Here is a 21,552-nt window from a genome sequence, read left to right on the forward strand (position 1 = left end):
TAGGGGGATGCAAGAAGGTGAAGTATACACTTTCAGTTTTGGTTGAGAACCACCCGGGTGTACTGTCCCGCGTTGCAGGACTTTTTTCAAGAAGAGGTTTTAACATAGACAGCCTTGCTGTTGGCGTAACAGAAGACCCTGCCATATCGCGCATGACAATTGTCGTAAATGGAGATGACTATATTGTTGAGCAGGTGACAAAACAGCTTAATAAACTTATTGATGTGATAAAAATTAAAAAGCTAAACCCGAAAGAGGCTGTTGAAAGGGAACTTGCGCTTATAAAGGTTAATGCTAATTCTCAAACGCGTTCAGACATTATTCAAATAACAGAGATTTTTAGAGCAAACATTGTAGATGTATCAAAAGAAACGCTTACAATTGAGATTTCAGGTGATGAAGACAAGATTGAAGCTTTAATTGAGCTTTTGAAACAATATGGTATTCGCGAGGTAGTCCGTACAGGACTTATTGCTATAGAGAGAGGAAACAAAGTAATAACAAAATCTAAGTCTGAGGAGGATGAGTAAAATGGCAAAAATATTTTATGATCATGATTGCAATCTGGACCTACTAAAAGATAAGACAGTTGCAGTAATTGGTTTTGGAAGCCAAGGTCATGCCCATGCACTGAACTTGAGAGATTCTGGTATAAACGTAGTTGTTGGTCTTTATCAGGGCAGCAAGTCCTGGGCAAAGGCAGAAAGTCATGGACTTAAGGTTATGACAGCTGATGAGGCTGCAAAGGTTGCAGATGTAATAATGATTCTTGTAAATGACGAGAAACAGCCAAAGCTATTTAAAGAAAGCATAGAACCTAATTTAAAGGAAGGAAAGGCAATAGCATTTGCACATGGATTTAACATTCACTTTGGTCAAATAGTACCGCCACCATATGTTGATGTTATAATGATAGCTCCAAAAGGACCAGGGCATACAGTCAGAAGCCAGTACGAAGAGGGAAAAGGTGTGCCGGCATTGGTTGCTGTTCATCAGGACTACACAGGCAAAGCTCTTGATATTGCTTTGGCATATGCAAAAGGTATTGGTGCATCAAGAGCAGGAATAATTCAAACAACATTTAAAGAAGAGACTGAAACAGACCTTTTTGGTGAACAGGCAGTTTTGTGTGGAGGTCTTACAGAGCTTATCAAGGCAGGTTTTGATACACTTGTTGAAGCAGGCTACCAGCCAGAAATAGCATATTTTGAATGTCTGCACGAGATGAAACTCATAGTTGACCTTATCTGGCAGGGTGGACTTTCACTTATGCGTTATTCAATATCAGATACTGCGGAGTATGGCGATTATATGACAGGTAAGAGAATTATTACAGAAGAGACAAGAAAAGAGATGAAAAAAGTATTGGAAGAAATTCAAAATGGCACATTTGCAAAGAAATGGATATTAGAAAATATGGCTGGAAGACCGGAGTTTAACAGCATAAGAAAAAGAGAGCAAAATCTGTTAATAGAGCAGATAGGTAAGGAACTTCGAAAGATGATGCCGTGGATAAAGCCTATAAAAGAATAAAGGTGAGGGGTTCTGAATGGGAAACAGAGTTATAAAAATTTTTGATACAACACTCAGAGATGGTGAGCAAACACCAGGTGTGTCTCTCAACGTCAATGAAAAACTGCAGATTGCCAAACAGCTTGAAAAACTCAAAGTTGATGTGATAGAAGCAGGTTTTGCAATAGCATCTCCAGGTGATTTTGAAGCAATAAAAGTAATATCTGAAAATATAAAAGATGCAGTTATAGTATCTCTGGCGCGAGCAGTAGAAAAGGACATAGACAGAGCTTATGAAGCACTCAAAAACGCGCAAGCGCCGAGGATTCACACCTTCATTGCAACAAGTGATATTCATATGAAATACAAGCTCAAGATGACAGAAGAGGAAGTACTTGAGAGAGCAGTTGCAATGGTAAAATATGCAAAAAAATATGTGTCAGATGTAGAGTTTTCTTGCGAAGATGCAACAAGAACAAGAATTGAATTTTTGATAAAAGTATTTGATGCAGTTATAAAAGCTGGTGCAACAGTAATAAACATTCCCGACACAGTTGGCTACACAACACCAGAAGAGATGAAAAGAATTATAAGGGCTATAAAAGAAAACATTCCTGACATTGACAAGGTTCAAATTTCAGTTCACTGCCATAACGACTTAGGACTTGCTGTTGCAAATTCACTGGCTGCTGTTGAAGAAGGTGTTCACCAGGTTGAATGTACGATAAACGGTCTTGGAGAAAGAGCAGGTAATGCTGCTTTAGAAGAAATTGTAATGGCTCTTAAAACAAGAAAAGATTTCTATAATGTTGATGTTTTGATTGACACAACTCAGATTTACAGAACAAGCAAACTTGTATCATCACTCACAGGTATATTTGTTCAGCCAAACAAAGCAATTGTTGGAGCAAATGCATTTGCGCATGAATCTGGTATACATCAGCATGGAGTACTTTCAGAAAGGTCTACTTATGAGATTATTGATCCTGTTTCAATTGGTCTTCCTAAAAACAGGATGGTTTTAGGCAAGCATTCAGGTCGTCATGCATTTGAAGAAAGGTTAAAAGAGCTTGGATACACTGACCTTACAAGAGAAGAGATTGATGCTGCATTTGAAAAGTTTAAAGTTTTGGCAGACAAAAAGAAGGTTGTGCTTGACAAAGACATAGAAGCACTTTTAGAGCAAAAATCCCTCAATATCCCAGAGACATACGAGCTTATTAAGTTCCAGATTATAAGCGGAAATGACTTGATCTCAACAGCATCTGTCAAGATAAAGTCCGGAGAAGAAGAGTTTGAAGAGGCGGCAACAGGTGATGGTCCTGTTGATGCAATCTTTAAGGCAATAGATAGAATAACAGGACTTCAGGTTGAACTTGACGATTATAGTATAAAAGCTGTGACACAAGGTAAAGATGCTCTTGGCGAGGTAACAGTCAGAATTAAGAAAGACGGCAAGGCTTTCTTGGGTCGAGGACTTTCGACCGATATTTTAGAAGCAAGTGCCAAAGCGTATGTAAATGCTATAAATAAGATGCTGTATAAAATTTCAGAAGAGTAAAATTGACTCTTTACAATTTTACAAATTGGGTTTAAAATAATTAGCAAATAAAATTTTAAGGGTCAAAGGGGTGCAAAAAATGATAATACGAATATGCGGCGCAATCACAATAATTGGCATTATTTCGATAATTAGAAAGAGAATAATTAGATTGATTTATAAAATTTCATATGCCGCATTGCACCCATTTTGGCCTGTGTATGATCAAAGAGGTTTTTTGAAAAGACCCTTAGGGCATGGTTGAATTGATAAAGAGTTTTGTTTCGAATGAGTTTTGAGTTTTAAAGCCCAGCCTAAAAAATCACAGGCTGGGCTTTTTTGATATCAAAAAGGAGGGAAAACAAAGTGGAAGATAATAAGACAATCATCATCTATGATTCGACTTTAAGAGATGGAGCTCAGGCAGGTGGAATTTCATATACTCTGGAAGATAAACTCAAAATTGTAGAAAGACTTGACAAGTTTGGTGTGAAATTTATTGAGGCAGGCAATCCGGGTTCTAACATCAAAGACCAGGAGTTTTTTGCAAGGGTAAAACAAATGAAGCTTAAAAATGCAAAGCTCATCGCCTTTGGTTCAACAAGGCGAGTGGGCATTGACGTGAAAGATGACCCAAACATTCAATCATTAATTGCAGCTGATACTGAAGCTGTTGCGATTTTTGGAAAGTCATGGGATTTTCATGTAATAGAAGTGCTAAGAACAACAGAAGATGAGAATCTTCAAATGATTTATGATACAATAAAATATTTAAAGTCCTTGGGCAAATACGTTGTATTTGATGCTGAACACTTTTTTGATGGTTATAAGAATAACAAAAAGTATGCATTGGAAACTTTAAAAGTTGCAAAAGAAGCCGGGGCAGATTCTTTAGACCTTTGTGATACAAACGGTGGTACTTTCCCAATGGATATTTATAACATCACTAAGGAAGTTGTTGAGATGTTTCCTGGGACATTGATTGGAATTCACTGTCACAACGATACTGGTATGGCTGTTGCAAACTCAATCATGGCAGTTTTGGCAGGTGCTCGCCAAGTACAAGGGACTATAAATGGATATGGCGAAAGATGTGGTAATGCAGATCTTATCACACTAATTCCTAATCTTCAGTTAAAACTTGGGTTTAAATGTATCCCTGATGAGAATATAAAACACCTTACATCTCTTTCAAGGTATGTTGCAGAGATTGCCAACATGATTCCAAACGAAAGAGCACCATATGTTGGAGCGTATGCATTTACTCACAAGGCCGGAATGCACATTGATGCTGTCAAGAAAAATCCAGCTTCGTTTGAGCATATCAATCCTGAAGTTGTTGGAAATACAAGAAGGATAGTGTTGTCTGAGGTTGCAGGAAGAGCTACAATTCTTGACAAGATTCGAGAGATTGACCCGACAGTTACAAAAGACTCACCTGTTACAAAAGAGATTATTGATGAGCTAAAGCGTTTAGAAAATGAAGGGTACCAGTTTGAGTCAGCAGAAGCCTCATTTGAGATGCTAATTAGGAAAAAGCTTGGGCTTTATGAGCCATTTTTTACTCTCAAAGAGTTTAAGGTTTTAATTAACGAGCCGGCGGTGGAGTACAGTTCATCTGCAATTGTCAAAATTGCAGTAGATGGTGTTACAGCAATCACTGCTGCAGAAGGTGATGGTCCTGTTCATGCCTTAGATAGTGCTTTGAGAAAGGCTTTGGAAAAATTCTACCCAGAGCTCAAAGAGGTTCATCTTGTTGACTATAAAGTGCGAGTACTGAATGCAGAGACTGCAACTGCTGCAAAAGTAAGAGTTCTGATTGAGTCAACAGACGGAAAAGACACATGGTCAACTGTAGGTGTTTCAACCGACATTGTAAATGCAAGCTGGATTGCGCTTGTGGATTCACTGGAGTACAAGCTTTGCAAGGAAAAAGTTAAGTAAAATTAAATTTTTTTAGAAATTATGGGCAAGACAAATCAAAACCATATATTGTAAGAAGGGGGGTTATCTAATTATCTTTTTAACAGCCCCCTTCTTAATTTGAAAACTTATACGGTCTTATGAACATCTGGGTCCAGTGCAAAACTCCCTTGTTGTTTTTGGCAACCCAAACACCACTTTCAGTAAAAGAGGAGTTTTAGGATATTTGCTCTGTGATTTCTTTAAAAACCTAATTAAAAATCTATTTTAAAAACCTCAAAATCGTGGTATTATTATAAAAGTAAATCTAATTTCAAAAAGGGAGGCAAAGATAAAATGGCATATTACATCACAGATGATTGTATTTCATGCGGCGCATGTGAGAGTGAATGCCCTGTTCAGTGCATATCCCCTGGCGATGGGAAGTATGTCATCAACGAAGAACAATGCATCTCATGCGGTGCATGCGCAAATGTATGTCCAGTTGATGCTCCAAAGCCAAGAGATTAGTTTTTAAATACTCATGACCGGGTATAAAATCAAGTGCCCGGTCTTTAAATTGTAAATTGAAATAAGATTTAAAGATAATTATGCGTATACGAAAGGAAGGGCGAAAAAGAAATTGAACAGGATTTTTGTTCCGCTTCAAAGTCCTGAAGAGATAAAAAGTCTAAGATGTGGTCAAGAAATTTTGGTGAGCGGTAAACTTTTTGTTGCAAGGGACGCCGCTCACAAAAGGCTTTTTGAAATGATTCAAAAAGGAAGTAAAATCCCAATAGATTTTAAAAACGGTGCGATATATTACATGGGTCCCTGTCCTGAAAAGCCAGGTGAAGTAATAGGACCATGTGGCCCCACAACAGCAGGCAGGATGGATGTATTTACTCCCATGATGCTTGAGCTTGGGATAAAGGTTTTGATTGGTAAGGGAAAAAGAAATGAGGCTGTAAAAGAGGCAATTAAAAAACACGGTAGCATTTATCTTGCCACATTTGGTGGTGCTGCAGTTTTGATTCAAAGCTGTGTCAAATCTCAAAGAATAGTTATGTTTGAAGACCTTGGTGCAGAGGCAATTCGTGAGATTGAAGTGGAAAATTTACCCTGCATTGTTGCAATAGATAGTCAAGGGGAAGATATATATGAAGTTGGACCAAGAGAGTATGCGCAAGATTTTAGATAATCTTAAGATTTTCAGTGCTCTTAAGAGTTACAATTTTTTGCGTCTTCACATGCCAGGTCACAAAGGTAAAGAAGAGATTTTCCCAGATGCAATTAAAAATATATTTCCCAGCTTTGATGTCACAGAAACCTTCTGTACAGACAACTTATTGGACCCAAAAGGTTATATAAAGGAATTTTTAGATGGGATAAACGAGTTTTTTGGATCAAATTATAGTTTTTTGTCTCTTCAGGGTTCAACACACCTTCTGCAAGCCTCAATTGCTGCATTTTCAAATCCGTATGACGGTATACTTATAAATAGAGATGCTCACAAAAGCATATATAATATTGCAAAGATTTTAAAACTTGACATAGAATATATATATCCACAGTACGATGATTCTTTAGGAATATTTACATATATCGACGAAAAACACTTTGAAAGTGTCCTTCAAACTTCAAAATCTCAAATTGTTGTAATAACCTCACCATCATATTATAGCATTGAGCAGAATGTACAAGCGCTCTCAGATATAGCAAAGAAATATCAAAAAAAGCTCATAGTTGACCAAGCTCACGGCGGTTATTACAAATTTGCAGGGAAAAAAACAGCACTGGATTTGGGGGCTGACATATGCATTTTGAGTCTTCACAAAACATTGCCATGTCCAAACCAGTCTGCACTGCTTTTGTCTAATTTATCAAATAACGATAATAAAAAACTTTCTGCTTATTTAGGTTATCTTCATACAACAAGTCCGTCGTATGTGCTGCTTGCTTGGAGTGAGTATGGCATAGAGTTTTCAAAAATGTTTGGCAGACAGCTTTTTAAAGAGCTTGAAGGAAAACTTGAAAAGCTGTGCAAGCCAGTCTTGGAGTATACAAACTATGTCTACAGAGATGTAGATGTTTTAAAACTTCTTTTGAACTTTGGCAAAGCGGGGAAAAATCAAAGTTTTGTAAAAAATCTTTTGGAGAGGTATTCTATTGTTCCAGAGCTTTTTGACCAAAATAGGATTCTATTTTATTTTTCTCTGGTGGATGCTCTTTTTAATTTTGAAATCTTGGAAAGCTTTTTTTATGATATAATAAAAGAAAAAGGAAAAAGAGAACTTGAGAAAAAGTTTTTATCACCGCCGAGACCGAAAAAGGTTTTAAAAATATACCAAGTTGACAACGCGAAAAAAAGAAGGGTAAAAATTTATGAGGCAGAGGGGTTTGTATGTGCACAGGCAATTATTCCTTACCCGCCGGGGTTTCCGGTTGTTGTTGAGGGTGAAGTCATAGATAAGGATACCATAGAATATTTACAGGAGCTTTTTGGCAAGGAATTTATCAAAGAAAATGAGGTTGATGTGATTGAGGAAGGGTAAACTCATAGTATTTGAAGGTAACGACGGTTCTGGAAAAACTACGCAGCTTTTCAAAGTTGAAAAATATCTCAAAGATAAAGGATACAAGGTTCTCACAACCAGAGAACCAGGTGGGACAGAAGTAGGATACAGAATCAGAAAGCTTCTTTTAGACCCTCAATATAAGATGGATGGACTTACTGAAGCTCTGCTTTTAGCTGCAGACAGAAACGAACATGTGAAAAATGTACTCATTCCCGCACTGGATGAAGGGTACATTGTGCTTTGCGACAGATACATCCTAAGCAGTATAGTTTACCAGGGCATTGTAAGAGGAGTTGGTGTTGAAAACATTTTGAGATTAAATTCTATCTTTGAAGATAAAATAAAACCTGACCTTTACATTGTTCTTACATTGGAGCCTGAAATAGCTATTCAAAGGATTCAAATGGCAGGCAAAAACAACAGGCTTGACTTAGAAGATTTGGAGTTTCACAGGCGTGTGTACAGCGGTTTTAAAGAGGTATCAAAATGGTTTGAAAGATGTGTGAACATTGAGGCGCAAGGGTCAGAAAAAGAGGTTTTTGAAAAGGTGTGTCGTGAGATAGAAGGGCTATTTGAAAGCAAAGAGAAGTGGTAGAATATAGAGAAATGCTAAGTCGGCATAGCTTTTCAAAGAGAGGAGAGAAGAGGAAAGATGAAGCTTATTGTAGCAGTTGTGCAAAATGAAGACATTAGTAGGCTCTTGGACGCTCTTCAAAAAGAAGGTATAATGGCAACAAAGCTTTCAACGTCGGGTGGATTTTTGCGCTCTGGCAATACCACTTTGCTCATAGGCATTGATGATGACAGAGTTGCTGAGGTGATTGACATTATATCTCAAAAGTGCAAGACACGCAAACAAATTGTTTCATCGCCTGTGCCAAACAATCCGTCAGCAGGTGTATACCTGCCATATCCTGTTGAAATAACAATTGGTGGTGCTACAATATTTGTCCTCAATGTCGAGAGGTTTGAGAAGGTTTAAAAAAATTTAAGAAGTGGGAAAGTAAAATGAGAGTAGAAGATGTTAGAAGAAATAATATAAATAATGTAACATTTTTTCAAGACCAGCGAAGGGTTGAAAGACCAAAAGACTCTTTTTCAAGCTATGTAAAGCAGCTTGAGAAAGATGAAATTATAAACAGAATAAAGGAACTTATAAGCAAAATAGACTCTCTTGGTAAAAGCCTTGCTGAACGATTAGACCTTTCAACCCTCAAAGAATATAAAAAAGCTATAAAAGAGCTTTTAGGATATACAGTGTATTCTTCACATGAATATTTTAATGAAAGCCTTTTTGGCAGAAAAGGCAGGCACAAGGTATTTGGTATTGTAAAAAAGATTGATGAAAAGATGGACATGTTAACCCAGGAGATTTTAAAAAAAGAAGCAGACAATCTCAAGGTTTTATCTTATGTAGGTGAGATAAAAGGCCTGCTTGTTGACCTGTTTATTTAGAAATTTGCACAGGGGAAGAGTTGAACATGAATTTAGATACTTTTATAGGTCAAAAGGGAATTGTTGCTACTCTCAAAAAAGCACTTGTTCAACCTTTTCATGCATATATTTTTGAAGGTGAAAAAGGACTTGGTAAAAAACTTTTGGCAATGACCTTTTCAAAGCAAATTCTGTGTGAAAAAAAGCTTGCGTGTGGTGTTTGCAAAAGTTGCAGGCTCTTTGACGCACTCACACATCCGGATTTTAAAATAATAAAAAGAGAGGAAGATAAAAAAGAAATATCTGTTGATGCTATTAGAGAGATTATAAAAGATATTTCACGAGGACCTATTTTTGCAAGTAAAAAGATATACTTAATACAAGAGGCTGAGGAGATGTCAACAAGTGCTCAAAATGCACTTTTAAAGACCTTAGAAGAGCCCCCGGAGTATGCTCTTTTTATTCTCACATGCAACAATTTAGAAAGGCTTTTGCCGACAGTGATTTCAAGGTCTTTAGTGCTTTCGTTCAAAAGGTACAGCGCCAGCGAAATCTCTGAGATTTTAAAAAATTATGAGCTTGAACCCAAAGACTATGTTTTAAAACTTTGCAGAGGGAATCCTAAAATTGCTCTTGATTTTTATGATAAAGAGGTTCAAAATAAAAGAGACTATATTTTTGATAAACTTCTTTCGTACGACGGGGCAAGTTTTAGTTTGATAAAAGAATTTGAAAGTGATTTTGAAAAATTTAAAGACGACTTTGCATTTTTATTTGAAACGGTAATATACTTTCTAAGAGATGCGCTTATGTTCAAAAGAACAAACCTTGTTGAGCTTATTACAAACACAGATAAGTTAGCAAAGATAGTTGAGTTTGCAAACAAGCATACAATCTATCATATATACAGGCTACTGCAGGATTTCATGATGTTGGAAAAGTACCCGGATGCAAATGTAATTTCAGACAATGTGCTTGACATGATTTTTTTAAAACTATCAGGGGGCTAAAAGAAAGATGGCAGAAGTTGTTGGGGTTAGATTCAAAAAAGCTGGAAAGATATACTGGTTTGACCCGAATAACATAGATTTGAAAGCTGGGGATGACGTCATTGTTGAGACAGTCCGCGGGATCGAGATGGGAAAAGTTATGATAGAAAAAAGAGAGGTGCCGGACGAAGAGATAGTCCAGCCTCTCAAAAAGGTTGTAAGAAAGGCAACAGAAGAAGATTACAAAAAAGCTCAAGAGAACATGGAAAAGGCAGCTAAAGCACTTGAGATTTGCAAGGAAAAAGTACAAAAGCATGGGCTTCCTATGAAGCTTTTGCATGCCGAGTACACATTTGACAACAACAAGCTTCTTTTCTATTTCACAGCAGAAGGAAGGGTTGATTTCAGAGAACTTGTAAAAGACCTTGCAGCAGTTTTCAGAACAAGGATTGAGCTAAGACAAATAGGTGTCAGAGACGACACAAAATTTCGTGGTGGTTTGGGTCCGTGTGGACGTGAGGTTTGTTGTTCTGTTCATCTTTGTGAATTTGTGCCAATCTCAATAAAGATGGCAAAACAGCAGGGGCTTGTTTTAAACCCTGCAAAGATATCCGGCCTTTGTGGAAGGCTCATGTGCTGTTTGACATACGAGCAGAAATTCTATGAAGAGGCAATGTTAAAGCTTCCAGGGATAGGTGCGATTGTAAAAACAGCCGATGGTATAGGTGAAGTTGTTGAGGTGAATGTCTTAAAAGAAAAGATAAAGGTCAGATTTGAAGATGAGATGCAAAATGTAGAGTTAAAAGAATACTCTGTTGGTGAGTTTGAGATACTAAAAGACACCAAAAAGATTCAACAGCCGGTTGTTGCACTTGATGACGACGAGCTAAAAGAGCTTCTTGATTTAGAAGAATAAAAATGAATTTGAAGTTTAAAGAGGCAAAAAGGGCTGCTAAAAAAGTTTTACTTGAAAAGCAGCCCGTTTTTTAAATTTTAAGATTCTTTTTCTTGTACAGAGGTGATAAAGATTGGAAGTAGTTTTGCTAATTGTTATTATCGTTCTTGTCATATCAAACTTGTTACTGCTCATAAGACTTAAAAATAATATGAGTTCTTCCTTGGATACTCAAAATAAACTTTTGGAGATTGAAAAGGAACTTGGACAAATTCAAAATTCCATATCACAACAATTTTCTCAGAATAAAAATGAAACGCAAAGTATGATAAGCTCATTTGGCAGCATTTTGATGACAAGATTTTCAGACATATCCAACCAGATAATAAATTTTACATCATCAAATCAGGAGAGGCTTGACAGTATCCGAAAAGAGATAGATAACAAGCTTGAGAAAATACGAGAGACTGTTGACAGCCAGCTACAAAGTACATTAGAAACAAAACTTTCACAGTCTTTCAAACTTGTGTCAGAGCGGCTTGAGCTTGTTCACAGAGGACTTGGTGAGATGCAAGCCCTGGCTGGAAGTGTGGGAGATCTTAAAAAGATTTTGAGCAATGTAAAGGTTAGAGGCACGCTTGGGGAGATTCAGCTTGGCAATATCATAGACCAGATTTTGGATTCTTCACAGTACGAAAGAAATGTCAGGATAAAACCGCACACTCAAGAGCAAGTTGAGTTTGCTATAAAAATTCCTTCTAAAAATTCAAAAGATAATGAATTTATATACCTTCCAATAGACTCTAAATTCCCCATAGAAGGTTATCAGCGACTTATTGAGGCGCAGGAGAAAGCGGAGGCAGAAGAAGTTGCAAGATTTTCAAAGGAGCTTGAAAATAGTATAAGGCAAAATGCAAAGACTATAAAGGAAAAGTACATAGACCCGCCAAAAACAACAGATTTTGCTATCATGTTTTTGCCCTCTGAAGGACTTTATGCAGAGGTGCTGAAGATACCCGGGCTGTTTGAGTCTGTGCAAAGGGAATACAAGGTGATCATTGCGGGACCCACAACAGTTGTTGCAATGCTCAACACCATTTCGCTTGGATTTAAAACCTTTGCCATTGAAAAGCGAACAAGCGAGGTTTGGGAGCTTTTGTCTGCGGTCAAGACTGAGTTTTCGAGGTTTGCTGAGATTCTTGAAAAGGTTAAAAAGAAACTTTCTGAGGCACAGGATACAATTGACACTGCAACAAGAAAGACAAGAACCATAGAAAGAAAGCTCAAAAGTGTCGAGGTCCTCTCTTCAGAAAAAGACCCTGAAAAGATTCTTTATGATGAGGAAGCTATTGAAGAAGGTTCAGGAAAATAGTCTCATTTATGAAGATTTTAAATTACCATCTTGCAAAAATCCGCTCAATATCTTAAAATATACTCTTGCGCAAAAGAACAATTTGCAATGTCCTATTGTCAAAAATGCAAAAGTAGAATATAATATATCTCATAACACTTGATTGTATACATATATACAATGTGGAGGGAAGCTTAAGTGGCAAGAGTAGAATTTAATCCCAAGACAAACCTGATTGAGCAGGCAGCGTATAAATATACACTCCAGGATGTTCCAGAGCCTAACCTCTATAGAGAGATTTTCCCGTACACAGAGATACCCAAGATAGCATTCAACCACAGGCATGTCCCTATGTTTGTGCCTGATGAGATATGGATAACAGATACAACATTCAGAGATGGTCAGCAAGCAAGGTCTCCTTATACAGTTGAACAGATTGTAAGGCTTTTTGATTATCTCCACGAACTTGACAACAATTCTGGCGTGATCCGTCAGACAGAGTTTTTCTTATATTCCAAAAAAGATAGAGAAGCTGTTATTAAATGCATGGAAAGAGGTTATAAGTATCCAGAGGTTACCTCATGGATAAGAGCAAGAAAAGAGGATTTTCAACTTGTGAAAGAGATGGGCATCAAAGAGACAGGAATTTTGGTATCATGCTCCGACTATCATATATTCAAAAAGCTCAACATGACAAGAAAACAGGCAATGGAAATGTATCTTTCTATTGTTGAAGCCGCACTTGAACATGGAATTATTCCGCGCTGCCATTTTGAGGACATCACAAGAGCAGACTTTTACGGCTTTGTTGTTCCGTTTGCAAATGAACTTATGAAACTTGCGCGCCAGGCAAATATGCCTGTAAAGATTAGAGCATGCGATACCCTCGGGCTTGGTGTGTCTTACCCGGGAGTTGCTCTGCCAAGAAGTGTTCAGGGAATAATTTATGGGCTAAGGCATTATGCAGAGGTGCCGTCTGAGTGGCTTGAGTGGCACGGTCACAACGATTTTTACAAGGCTGTTGTTAACTCTGGTACTGCATGGCTTTACGGTGCATCTGCAGTCAACTGTTCGCTTCTGGGTATTGGTGAGAGGACGGGCAATACCCCATTAGAGGCTATGGTAATTGAATATGCCCAGCTTAGAGGTACAACAAAGAATATGAGGCTTGAGGTAATCACTGAGATTGCAGATTACTTTGAAAAAGAGCTTGACTATGAGATTCCACCAAGAACTCCGTTTGTGGGAAGGGCATTTAATGCAACAAGAGCAGGAATTCATGCTGACGGTATTTTGAAGGATGAGGAGATCTACAACATCTTTGATACAAAGAAGATTTTAAACCGTCCAATTGTCATTGCAGTTGATGCACACTCTGGGCTTGCAGGTATCGCTGCATGGATTAACACATATTTCAGGCTTGAAGGTGACAAGAAGATTGACAAGCGTGACCCAAGAGTTGCTAAAATAAAAGAGTGGGTTGACAAGGAGTACGAAAATGGAAGAACAACTGTTATTGGCGACGATGAGCTTGAGATGGTTGTTCGAGAAGTCATGCCAGAGCTTTTCAAGATGCATGAAAGTAGGGTAAAATAGCTTTTACTTAGGTATTTAAAAAAAGATTGCTGTTTTTTTAGATTGCTCTTGCTGAATTAAAAATCTTTCTATTTCGGCTACTTTTTAAACGAGTATCTACTTTTTCACCTTGAACTAGCAGCTTATTCAATTAGCAAAAAATAATAGTGAAAAATCAACTTCTATTTCAATAAGCTCAACTTGTTTAAATTATCTTATTTATTAACGGCAAAATTCAGGCTGCCCCTTTCTGGCATAAAGTCAGGAAGGGGTTTTTAAATTCACGCTCTTGTATACAGGTATACTTTAATGCTATAATATAAAAGGTATTTTTAACAATCACAATCAAAGTTTTTGGGAGGTTTAAAAGCAAAATGGGTTTGACAGTTGCGCAAAAGATTATAAAGCAGCACTTAGTTAAAGGTGAAATGATACCAGGAAAAGAGATTGCTATCAGAATTGATCAGACACTTACTCAAGATTCAACAGGTACAATGGCATATCTTCAGTTTGAAGCAATGGGTATTGACAGAGTAAAGACTAAAAGGTCTGTTGCATACATTGACCATAACACTCTTCAAACAGGTCCAGAGAATGCAGATGATCATCTATACATACAGACTGTTGCCAAAAAACATGGAATATATTTTTCCAAACCCGGCAATGGAATTTGCCACCAGGTTCACCTTGAGAGATTTGCAGTGCCTGGTCAGACACTTTTGGGCTCAGACAGCCACACACCAACAGCTGGTGGGATAGGCATGCTTGCAATTGGTGCAGGTGGTTTGGATGTTGCAGTTGCAATGGGTGGTGGTGAATATTACTTAATTATGCCAAAGATTGTAAAAGTAAACCTCAAAGGTAAACTTCAGTCTTGGGTTTCTGCAAAGGATATTATTTTGGAGCTTTTGAGAAGGCTCACAGTCAAGGGTGGCGTTGGCAAGATTTTTGAGTACACAGGTGAGGGCGTGAAGACTTTATCTATTCCAGAAAGAGCCACAATTACAAATATGGGTGCAGAACTTGGTGCAACAACTTCTATATTCCCATCAGATGAAGTGACATACGAATTTTTGAAGGCGCAGGGAAGAGAGGCTGACTTTGTTGAGATTTTACCAGACCCCGATGCCCAGTATGATGAGGAGATTGAGATAGATTTATCAAGCCTGGTGCCGCTTGCAGCGTGCCCGCACAGCCCTGACAATGTTGTGCCTGTGAGCGAGCTAAAAGGTATAAAGGTTGACCAGGTTGCAATTGGAAGCTGTACAAATTCATCTTACAAGGACCTTATGAAGGTCGCAAAAATTTTAGAAGGTAAAACCATTGCAGAGCATGTATCGCTTGTCATATCTCCAGGTTCAAAACAGGTTCTGAACATGCTTGCTCAAAACGGTGCGCTATCATCACTTGTTGCAGCTGGTGCAAGGATTTTAGAGTGTGCTTGTGGTCCTTGTATAGGAATGGGTCAAGCACCAAGAACAAATGGTATTTCGCTCAGAACATTTAACAGAAACTTTGAAGGCAGGAGCGGTACACCTTCTGCCAAAGTGTATCTTGTCTCACCTGAGACTGCAGCAGCATCAGCAATCACAGGGTATATCACAGACCCAAGGATTCTTGGTGATGAGCCGCAGGTTGAGATGCCAAAGAGCTTTTTAATAAATGACAATTTAATAGTGCCGCCTGCTGAAAATCCCGACGAGGTTGAGGTTATAAGAGGACCGAATATAAAACAATTCCCGCAAGGAAAGCCTTTGCCGGAGGTTGTTGTGGGGAAAGTGCTAATAAAACTAGGAGATAATATTACAACAGACCATATTATGCCATCTAATGCAAAGCTCTTGCCATACAGGTCAAACATCCCGTATTTGTCTGACTATTGCTTGACACCATGTGACCCTGATTTTCCTAAAAAGGCACGTGAGAACGGTGGTGGCTTTATTGTGGGTGGAGTCAACTATGGTCAGGGTTCATCTCGCGAGCATGCAGCACTTGTGCCGCTTTATTTGGGTATAAAAGGGGTTTTGGCGAAGAGCTTTGCACGAATTCACATGGCAAATTTAATTAACAACGGAATCATTCCAATGGTGTTTGAAAATCCGAGCGATTATGATACAATTGAAGAGATGGATGAGCTCAAGATTGAAAATGCAAGAGAGCAGATAGAAAAAAGTGATGTTTTAATAATTGAAAATGTCACAAAAGGATTGAAATACAAAATGATTTTAAACCTGACAGACAGACAGCGTCAGATGATTTTGCATGGCGGGCTTTTGAACCTTACAAAAGCTATGGGTATGAAATAAATAATTAAAGAGGGGAGTGCATCCCCTCTTTATTGAGGCTATCACAAATCTTGATGTGAGGAGGACAAAGAATGGCATACAGAATTACACTTATTCCTGGCGATGGTATTGGACCAGAGGTCACAGAGGCAGCAAGAAGAGTCTTGGATGCATCAGGTGTAAAAATAGAATGGGAAATTGTAGAAGCTGGCGAAAAGGTTATGGGGCAGTATGGGACGCCACTTCCTGACTATGTTTTAGAAAGTGTCAAGAGAAATAAAGTTGCACTCAAAGGTCCGATTACAACACCGGTCGGGACAGGGTTTAGAAGTGTGAATGTTGCGCTCAGACAGGCTCTTAACCTCTATGCTAATGTAAGACCTGTCAAGTCTTACGAAGGTGTTCCTGCAAGATACACAAATGTGGATTTGATAATTGTTCGAGAAAACACAGAAGACCTTTATGCAGGGATTGAATACATGGCTGGAGATGATGCAGCAGTTGGTGTTAAAATAATAACAAGAAAAGCAAGCGAGAGGATTGTCAGGTATGCATTTGAGCTTGCAAGAAGAGAGAAGAGAAGAAAGGTTACGGCTGTTCACAAGGCAAACATCCAAAAGCTTACAGATGGACTATTTTTAGAATGTGCAAGAAAGGTCGCGCAAGATTATCCAGATATAGAGTTTGAAGATATGATTGTTGATGCAATGAGCATGAAACTTGTCCAAAGCCCAGAAAATTACGATGTTTTGGTTATGCCAAACATGTACGGGGATATTCTGTCTGACTTGGCAGCAGGACTTGTGGGAGGACTTGGTATTGCGCCAGGTGCTAACATTGGCGAAGATGGAGCAGTATTTGAGCCAATCCACGGTTCTGCTCCAAAAAGAGCAGGTCAGAACTTAGCAAATCCAACAGCTACAATACTTTCTGGTGTCATGATGCTGAGGTACTTGGGTGAGCTTGAGGCAGCTGACAGAGTTGAAAAGGCGGTGGCTAAGGTTATAAAAGAAGGCAAAGAGGTTACATACGACCTTGGAGGTTCAACAGGTACAAAAGAGTTTGCAGATGCGGTTATACGTGAAATGGAAAAAATATAAACTTGGTTAATATTGAAGGTGATTTTCGATGGTGTATAATAATTACTCTGATGATAAAGATACAAGATATTCTCCTTTGTATGAGAAGATTTTTGAAGTGATAAAAGAAAAGATTTTGATGGGAATTTTAAAGCCGGGAGACCCTCTTGTTGAGGTAAAGCTTGCTGAAGAGCTAGGTGTTTCCCGAACACCAATAAGAGAGGCATTGCGCCAGCTTGAACTCGAAGGGCTTGTATATTCTATTCCTCACAAAGGTGCGTTTGTAGCAGGTGTTACTGCTCAGGACATAGAGGATATATACACAATAAGAATGCTTTTAGATGGGCTTGCAGCGCGCTGGGCTGCCCAGAAGATTACAAAAGATGAAGAAGATGAACTTACTGAAATTATAACTCTTATGGAGTTGTATACAAAGAAAAAAGATATTCCAAAAGTGATGAAAACTGATTCGCAGTTTCACCAGCTTATTTACAAAGCATCGAAGAGCAAACCACTTGAACATGTTTTGTCAACCTTCCACAGCTATATAATCAGAGCAAGGGCAACCTCTTTTGAGACACCTGGTAGGCTTGAGGAGGCTATGGAAGAACACAAGCTCATATTTGAAGCAATAGTCAGCAGAGACCCAGATAAGGCAGAAGAGTACATGAAACTTCATGTCAAAAATGCAGCAAAAAATTTAATTGAGCAAAAGAAAATAGAAGAGAGGACAACGGCAGGGAAATAGAATTTTCCCTGCTTATTTTTTTGCAGGTATTAGTCTTTTTTGAAGGGGGAAGAATACAAAATAAAATTATAAAATAAGGAGAGAAATTTTCTTGGGATGAAAATTGAAAATATCAAAGTTTATAATAACAGAAATATCTATTCAGACAAAAAGGTAGCTGTATTAAAGGTAAAAGGAAAACCTGAAGAAGCAAGCAGCTTTGCCAAGCTTTGCATTCATATTCAAAATCTTATAGGATATAACTTGGTTGAATACTGGGAATGCTTTAGTGTTGAAGATTATATTGATGTTTTGATTGAACATGATAATCCAATTATTGTGTACAAGGTTATTGAATTTGCGTTAGAATGTATGGGAAAAGGCTTTATACCTGAAGATTTTCCTGATAAGATTTCAAAGTTAAAGAAACTCACAATTGAAACAGAGCTTTCGCCAAATACAAGACTTTTGAAAAATGCTTGCATGAAAAGAGGTATAAGGTTTACAAGAATTGGATATACAGATACGTTCATTCTGGGTGAGGGAAAATATGCAAAGCTCTTTGCAGGTCTTATAAGTGAACAAGACTTTAGTGTAGTAAGTATATCAAATGACAGAGAGATGGAACGTGAATTTTTAAAATTAAACTTTTTTCCTGTTGCACCGTTTGAAGTGATCTTTACTTCAGACCAGCTAATGGAAAGTATAAAAAAGCTGGGATTCCCAATTTCGATAAAAGGTTGCAAAAAAGACTCTCCAAACATAGGGAATATTAGGACAAATCAACAAGCGTTAGAAGCATTTAATATGGTCAAAAATGTTGAAAATAGAGTAATTGTCGAGAGATATGTGCCAGGCAACAGTTATAAGATTCTGGTTGTGAATGGGAAAGTTGTGGCAGCTATTGAGAGAACCTCTCCATACATTATAGGCGATGGAAAAAGAAGAATTTTAGAACTTTTAGATCAAGGTGAGAAAAACAATAAATATATTCAAAAGAATATTTTAAAACAGGGATTTACTTTGGATGATATTTTACCAAAAGGAATGAGGGTATTTTTGAAGGAGCCAACAAGTTTTAAAACAGGTTGTATAACTACAGACGTTACAGAAAAGGTAGCATATGAAAATCAACAACTTTTTGTTAAGATTGCAGAAAAACTTGGATATGTAACAACTGTCTTAGACTTTGTTACAGAAGATATTTCGCTTCCATATACTATTATAGGTGGTTATGTTGTTGATATTGAGACAAACTGTGATCTTCGAATATTTTCACAGACATGTAACAACGATGTATTCAATACTATACTGGATGTGTATTTTGAAAAGATTCCAAATCCATCTGTGCCGATAATTGCTGTGTCAGGGACATATGGAAAAAGCACAATTTTGCAAATAATGAGGTACATTTTTCAAAGATGCGGATTGGAAGCGTCTATCGATAGCGAAATGGAGAATTTCTATCTGAGAAGTTTTGGAGATTTGTCGGACATAAAGCTGGTTGAATTCAATCCTGAAAAAGGTATTGAGGAGATAGAAATAGAACCTGAGGCAGGTATTATTACCAATACATTTTCTCAAAATCAGATAGAAAAAAACCTTTTGTTTACCAGAAGCATTAAGGAAAATGGATATCTAATTTTAAATGTCAACGATGCTTATAAATACCTGTACAGTGCAAAAGCTAAATGCAGAATTGTATTTACTTCGACTTCAAGTCATCATCCAGATTTAAAAGCGCATATGGAAATGAAAAAACCTTGTGTGTACCTTGAAAATGATATAATAAAAATATTTGACGGAAAAGAACTCTTTTCTTTTTGCAATATTAAAGAAATCCCTTATTCATACGATGGTAAGCTTATATTTGCAGTTGATAATATTCTTCAGACAGTTGCAGCACTGTATTTTTACGGGGTAGACAGTGAGATCATATATAAGTTTTTGATCGAATACAAGAACGACTCACATCAAAATCCTGGAAAGTTCAATATATTTGATATAAATGGTGTAAAAGTGATTATTGACAGCCTTCGAAAGAAAGAACATGTAAAAATGCTTACATTAAGTCTTAGCTCCATAGGTATCAGGAATCTTTATTTTGTGTGCGAACAGAGACAAAAACAAATTTTGGATTTTGTTGAAGATAAGAGTAGAATTATATCCAAGCAGATAGAAAAGTTTTCAGATGTGGTTGAAATGGTCTCTGATGCCATAAGAAAGGCAAACAAGGGTGATGGAGTGTTTATTGTCCTGCCAGAACCTTTAAATAGAGATGTTACGTTTGAGATAAGAGAGGGACTGGCAAAAAGGAAAAAGAATTTTGTGAACAATGCTTGAAAAACTCAATAAAGTTTAGTATCATATCGACTATAGGAAGTTTTAAAAATTTATGGTGATTAGGAGTTGATTTTGCTATGAGCCTACCACAGGTGTTTAGATATAGAGGAAGAGAAGTATACAAAATTAGAAATAACCTTATCCACTATGGAAATCCAGACGACAAATTTGTTGCTGTGTTTGTGGTGCTGGGCACTGAAGAGTATAAGGGTTATAAGATATCCTCACCTATTTCAGTTGAACTTCAGATAAACAATCCAAAGCTCACTGTCAGAGAAAGAGTTGTGAAAAAAGCCGAGGCAGACAACCTTTACAAGGCACTTGAACTTGCTCATGTATGGCTTGTTCAGGCAAACGGCAAGTAAATTTTGGCAGTTGATTTTAAAAAGTTTTGAGAGTATAATAAAATTGGCTGTGCTATGATGGGGAGGTAGCGGTGCCCTGTAACCCGCAATCCGCTATAGCGGGGTCGAATAGCCAGACTGAGGTATAACCCTTTTGGCATTGAGGGCAGGCCGGGGTGAGGATGGTTGTGTCCTGCGCAACGCGAGGGCTGTGAACCCCGCCAGGTCCGGAAGGAAGCAACGGTAAGCAGTTTTTCGCGTGTGCCGCAGGGGTGCATGACAGGAGCCTGTCAGGTCTGCTATTTCACCAGGAGGGTTATATCGAAGCTGGTCGCACAGCCATTTTATTTTTTATCTTTCTTCAGCTTCCAGGAATAAAAATCTAAAAGTAAATAATTTTATTGACAGGTACTTGGATTTAGAATATAATATAAAAAAGTATAACATAGGTTTACAAAGGGAGGATAAGATACAAATGATAGTTCTTGAAGGACATGAACTTGTGACCTCCCGTGCTCTGACAGTTCTAAAACCCTATGTAGGCGAAGCTCATCTTATTTCTAGTATTCTTGTTCTTGCACACCTTCTTGAACTTGAGAAGTTTTCTTTTTTTGGAAGTGAAAAGTCTTACCAGCGACTCAAAAAACTTCTTTTTCCAAACGTTTGCGTTGAGTTCTGGCAGGAATCTCTTGAAGTTGTGTTTATCGATATTACTGCTATAAAAAAGTACTTTGTAGATTTAGGACATTTAAAAGGTTGGATTGAAGCTTTGCATGCAAACAAAAAAATATTGCTATATGAACTTTTCGTGGAAGGAAGTTTACTCTTTGACCTGAGCAACTTTATCTTAATTGCTGATGAGTTGTTCATGGTAGAAGGATAGAGAATTGTTCGAAAAATCAAGGGAGATTTTCAAAAGTCTCCCTTTTAAATTTTCTTTGAAGTACGATATAATAAAAACAATCTTTTTTTCAGGAATATATTATTAATAAGGAGA

Annotated in this window: 22 protein-coding genes and 1 other RNA gene; all 23 read left to right on the top strand. The window is 37.6% G+C overall.

What is annotated here, in order from left to right:
* Positions 1-17 precede the first annotated feature (17 nt).
* The 23 genes from ilvN to COB47_RS02325 all read left to right on the top strand — a co-directional run bounded on the left by ilvN (position 18) and on the right by COB47_RS02325 (position 21,438).
* On the top strand, positions 18-530 hold the full coding sequence (gene ilvN, locus COB47_RS02230) for an acetolactate synthase small subunit (protein ID WP_013289783.1): 513 nt from the start codon (positions 18-20) through the stop codon (positions 528-530).
* A gap of 1 nt (position 531) precedes the next feature.
* A complete protein-coding gene (ilvC, locus tag COB47_RS02235) occupies positions 532-1,533 on the top strand; it encodes a ketol-acid reductoisomerase (RefSeq protein ID WP_013289784.1) in 1,002 nt (333 codons plus the stop codon).
* A 16-nt stretch (positions 1,534-1,549) separates the two neighbouring features.
* On the top strand, positions 1,550-3,073 hold the full coding sequence (locus COB47_RS02240; protein ID WP_013289785.1) for a 2-isopropylmalate synthase: 1,524 nt from the start codon (positions 1,550-1,552) through the stop codon (positions 3,071-3,073).
* 79 nt (positions 3,074-3,152) lie between these two features.
* Positions 3,153-3,317 carry a hypothetical protein gene (locus COB47_RS12270; RefSeq protein ID WP_013289786.1) on the top strand — a complete coding sequence of 55 codons (165 nt, stop codon included), beginning with the start codon at positions 3,153-3,155 and terminating at the stop codon, positions 3,315-3,317.
* A 101-nt stretch (positions 3,318-3,418) separates the two neighbouring features.
* The gene (gene cimA, locus COB47_RS02245) at positions 3,419-4,996 is read left to right on the top strand and encodes a citramalate synthase (RefSeq protein ID WP_013289787.1); all 1,578 of its coding nucleotides are present in this window, start codon (positions 3,419-3,421) and stop codon (positions 4,994-4,996) included.
* Positions 4,997-5,311: 315 nt separating this feature from the next.
* Positions 5,312-5,485: a DUF362 domain-containing protein gene (locus COB47_RS02250; protein ID WP_013289788.1), complete on the top strand. Its 174-nt coding sequence runs from the start codon at positions 5,312-5,314 to the stop codon at positions 5,483-5,485.
* A 112-nt stretch (positions 5,486-5,597) separates the two neighbouring features.
* On the top strand, positions 5,598-6,155 hold the full coding sequence (locus COB47_RS02255) for a FumA C-terminus/TtdB family hydratase beta subunit (RefSeq protein ID WP_013289789.1): 558 nt from the start codon (positions 5,598-5,600) through the stop codon (positions 6,153-6,155).
* Positions 6,136-7,509: an aminotransferase class I/II-fold pyridoxal phosphate-dependent enzyme gene (locus tag COB47_RS02260; protein ID WP_013289790.1), complete on the top strand. Its 1,374-nt coding sequence runs from the start codon at positions 6,136-6,138 to the stop codon at positions 7,507-7,509. The genes COB47_RS02255 and COB47_RS02260 overlap by 20 nt, the downstream gene beginning before the upstream one ends.
* Positions 7,496-8,128, top strand: a complete 633-nt coding sequence (gene tmk, locus COB47_RS02265) for a dTMP kinase (RefSeq protein WP_013289791.1) — start codon at positions 7,496-7,498, stop codon at positions 8,126-8,128. Before COB47_RS02260 ends, tmk begins: the two co-directional genes overlap by 14 nt.
* Positions 8,129-8,185: 57 nt before the next feature.
* The gene (locus COB47_RS02270; protein WP_013289792.1) at positions 8,186-8,515 is read left to right on the top strand and encodes a cyclic-di-AMP receptor; all 330 of its coding nucleotides are present in this window, start codon (positions 8,186-8,188) and stop codon (positions 8,513-8,515) included.
* 26 nt (positions 8,516-8,541) lie between these two features.
* Positions 8,542-8,988 (top strand): YaaR family protein, encoded by a 447-nt coding sequence (locus tag COB47_RS02275; RefSeq protein WP_013289793.1) that lies wholly within the window; start codon positions 8,542-8,544, stop codon positions 8,986-8,988.
* Between the two features lie 26 nt (positions 8,989-9,014).
* Positions 9,015-9,977: a DNA polymerase III subunit gene (locus tag COB47_RS02280; RefSeq protein ID WP_013289794.1), complete on the top strand. Its 963-nt coding sequence runs from the start codon at positions 9,015-9,017 to the stop codon at positions 9,975-9,977.
* Positions 9,978-9,984: 7 nt separating this feature from the next.
* Entirely contained in the window at positions 9,985-10,872 is an 888-nt protein-coding gene (locus COB47_RS02285; RefSeq protein ID WP_013289795.1) for a PSP1 domain-containing protein, read from the top strand.
* 112 nt (positions 10,873-10,984) lie between these two features.
* The gene (locus tag COB47_RS02290) at positions 10,985-12,223 is read left to right on the top strand and encodes a DNA recombination protein RmuC (protein WP_013289796.1); all 1,239 of its coding nucleotides are present in this window, start codon (positions 10,985-10,987) and stop codon (positions 12,221-12,223) included.
* The gene (locus tag COB47_RS12195; RefSeq protein ID WP_154646008.1) at positions 12,201-12,365 is read left to right on the top strand and encodes a hypothetical protein; all 165 of its coding nucleotides are present in this window, start codon (positions 12,201-12,203) and stop codon (positions 12,363-12,365) included. The genes COB47_RS02290 and COB47_RS12195 overlap by 23 nt, the downstream gene beginning before the upstream one ends.
* A 35-nt stretch (positions 12,366-12,400) precedes the next feature.
* Entirely contained in the window at positions 12,401-13,798 is a 1,398-nt protein-coding gene (locus tag COB47_RS02295) for a beta/alpha barrel domain-containing protein (protein ID WP_013289797.1), read from the top strand.
* Between the two features lie 353 nt (positions 13,799-14,151).
* Positions 14,152-16,083, top strand: a complete 1,932-nt coding sequence (locus COB47_RS02300; RefSeq protein WP_013289798.1) for an aconitate hydratase — start codon at positions 14,152-14,154, stop codon at positions 16,081-16,083.
* Between the two features lie 71 nt (positions 16,084-16,154).
* A complete protein-coding gene (locus tag COB47_RS02305) occupies positions 16,155-17,162 on the top strand; it encodes an isocitrate/isopropylmalate dehydrogenase family protein (protein ID WP_013289799.1) in 1,008 nt (335 codons plus the stop codon).
* A gap of 28 nt (positions 17,163-17,190) precedes the next feature.
* Positions 17,191-17,889, top strand: a complete 699-nt coding sequence (locus tag COB47_RS02310) for a GntR family transcriptional regulator (protein ID WP_013289800.1) — start codon at positions 17,191-17,193, stop codon at positions 17,887-17,889.
* A 96-nt stretch (positions 17,890-17,985) separates the two neighbouring features.
* Positions 17,986-20,211 (top strand): Mur ligase, encoded by a 2,226-nt coding sequence (locus COB47_RS02315; protein WP_013289801.1) that lies wholly within the window; start codon positions 17,986-17,988, stop codon positions 20,209-20,211.
* Between the two features lie 77 nt (positions 20,212-20,288).
* Complete coding sequence (locus COB47_RS02320) at positions 20,289-20,576, top strand: hypothetical protein (RefSeq protein ID WP_013289802.1); 288 nt, start codon at positions 20,289-20,291, stop codon at positions 20,574-20,576.
* A gap of 47 nt (positions 20,577-20,623) precedes the next feature.
* An RNA gene (gene ffs / locus COB47_RS11910) (signal recognition particle sRNA large type) lies at positions 20,624-20,894 on the top strand.
* 136 nt (positions 20,895-21,030) lie between these two features.
* Entirely contained in the window at positions 21,031-21,438 is a 408-nt protein-coding gene (locus tag COB47_RS02325) for a hypothetical protein (RefSeq protein ID WP_013289803.1), read from the top strand.
* The last annotated feature ends 114 nt before the right edge of the window (positions 21,439-21,552 follow it).

The organism is Caldicellulosiruptor obsidiansis OB47, assembly GCF_000145215.1.
Classification (GTDB): Bacteria; Bacillota; Thermoanaerobacteria; order Caldicellulosiruptorales; family Caldicellulosiruptoraceae; genus Caldicellulosiruptor; species Caldicellulosiruptor obsidiansis.

Coding starts and splice junctions, on each gene's coding strand:
- COB47_RS02325 (WP_013289803.1), top strand. CDS start 21,031: ATGATAGTTCTTGAAGGACATGAACTTGTGACCTCCCGTGCTCTGACA.
- COB47_RS02250 (WP_013289788.1), top strand. CDS start 5,312: ATGGCATATTACATCACAGATGATTGTATTTCATGCGGCGCATGTGAG.
- COB47_RS02270 (WP_013289792.1), top strand. CDS start 8,186: ATGAAGCTTATTGTAGCAGTTGTGCAAAATGAAGACATTAGTAGGCTC.
- COB47_RS02285 (WP_013289795.1), top strand. CDS start 9,985: ATGGCAGAAGTTGTTGGGGTTAGATTCAAAAAAGCTGGAAAGATATAC.
- ilvC (WP_013289784.1), top strand. CDS start 532: ATGGCAAAAATATTTTATGATCATGATTGCAATCTGGACCTACTAAAA.
- COB47_RS02315 (WP_013289801.1), top strand. CDS start 17,986: ATGAAAATTGAAAATATCAAAGTTTATAATAACAGAAATATCTATTCA.
- COB47_RS12270 (WP_013289786.1), top strand. CDS start 3,153: ATGATAATACGAATATGCGGCGCAATCACAATAATTGGCATTATTTCG.
- COB47_RS02260 (WP_013289790.1), top strand. CDS start 6,136: ATGCGCAAGATTTTAGATAATCTTAAGATTTTCAGTGCTCTTAAGAGT.
- COB47_RS02320 (WP_013289802.1), top strand. CDS start 20,289: ATGAGCCTACCACAGGTGTTTAGATATAGAGGAAGAGAAGTATACAAA.
- COB47_RS02240 (WP_013289785.1), top strand. CDS start 1,550: ATGGGAAACAGAGTTATAAAAATTTTTGATACAACACTCAGAGATGGT.
- COB47_RS02280 (WP_013289794.1), top strand. CDS start 9,015: ATGAATTTAGATACTTTTATAGGTCAAAAGGGAATTGTTGCTACTCTC.
- COB47_RS02300 (WP_013289798.1), top strand. CDS start 14,152: ATGGGTTTGACAGTTGCGCAAAAGATTATAAAGCAGCACTTAGTTAAA.
- COB47_RS02305 (WP_013289799.1), top strand. CDS start 16,155: ATGGCATACAGAATTACACTTATTCCTGGCGATGGTATTGGACCAGAG.
- COB47_RS02310 (WP_013289800.1), top strand. CDS start 17,191: ATGGTGTATAATAATTACTCTGATGATAAAGATACAAGATATTCTCCT.
- COB47_RS02275 (WP_013289793.1), top strand. CDS start 8,542: ATGAGAGTAGAAGATGTTAGAAGAAATAATATAAATAATGTAACATTT.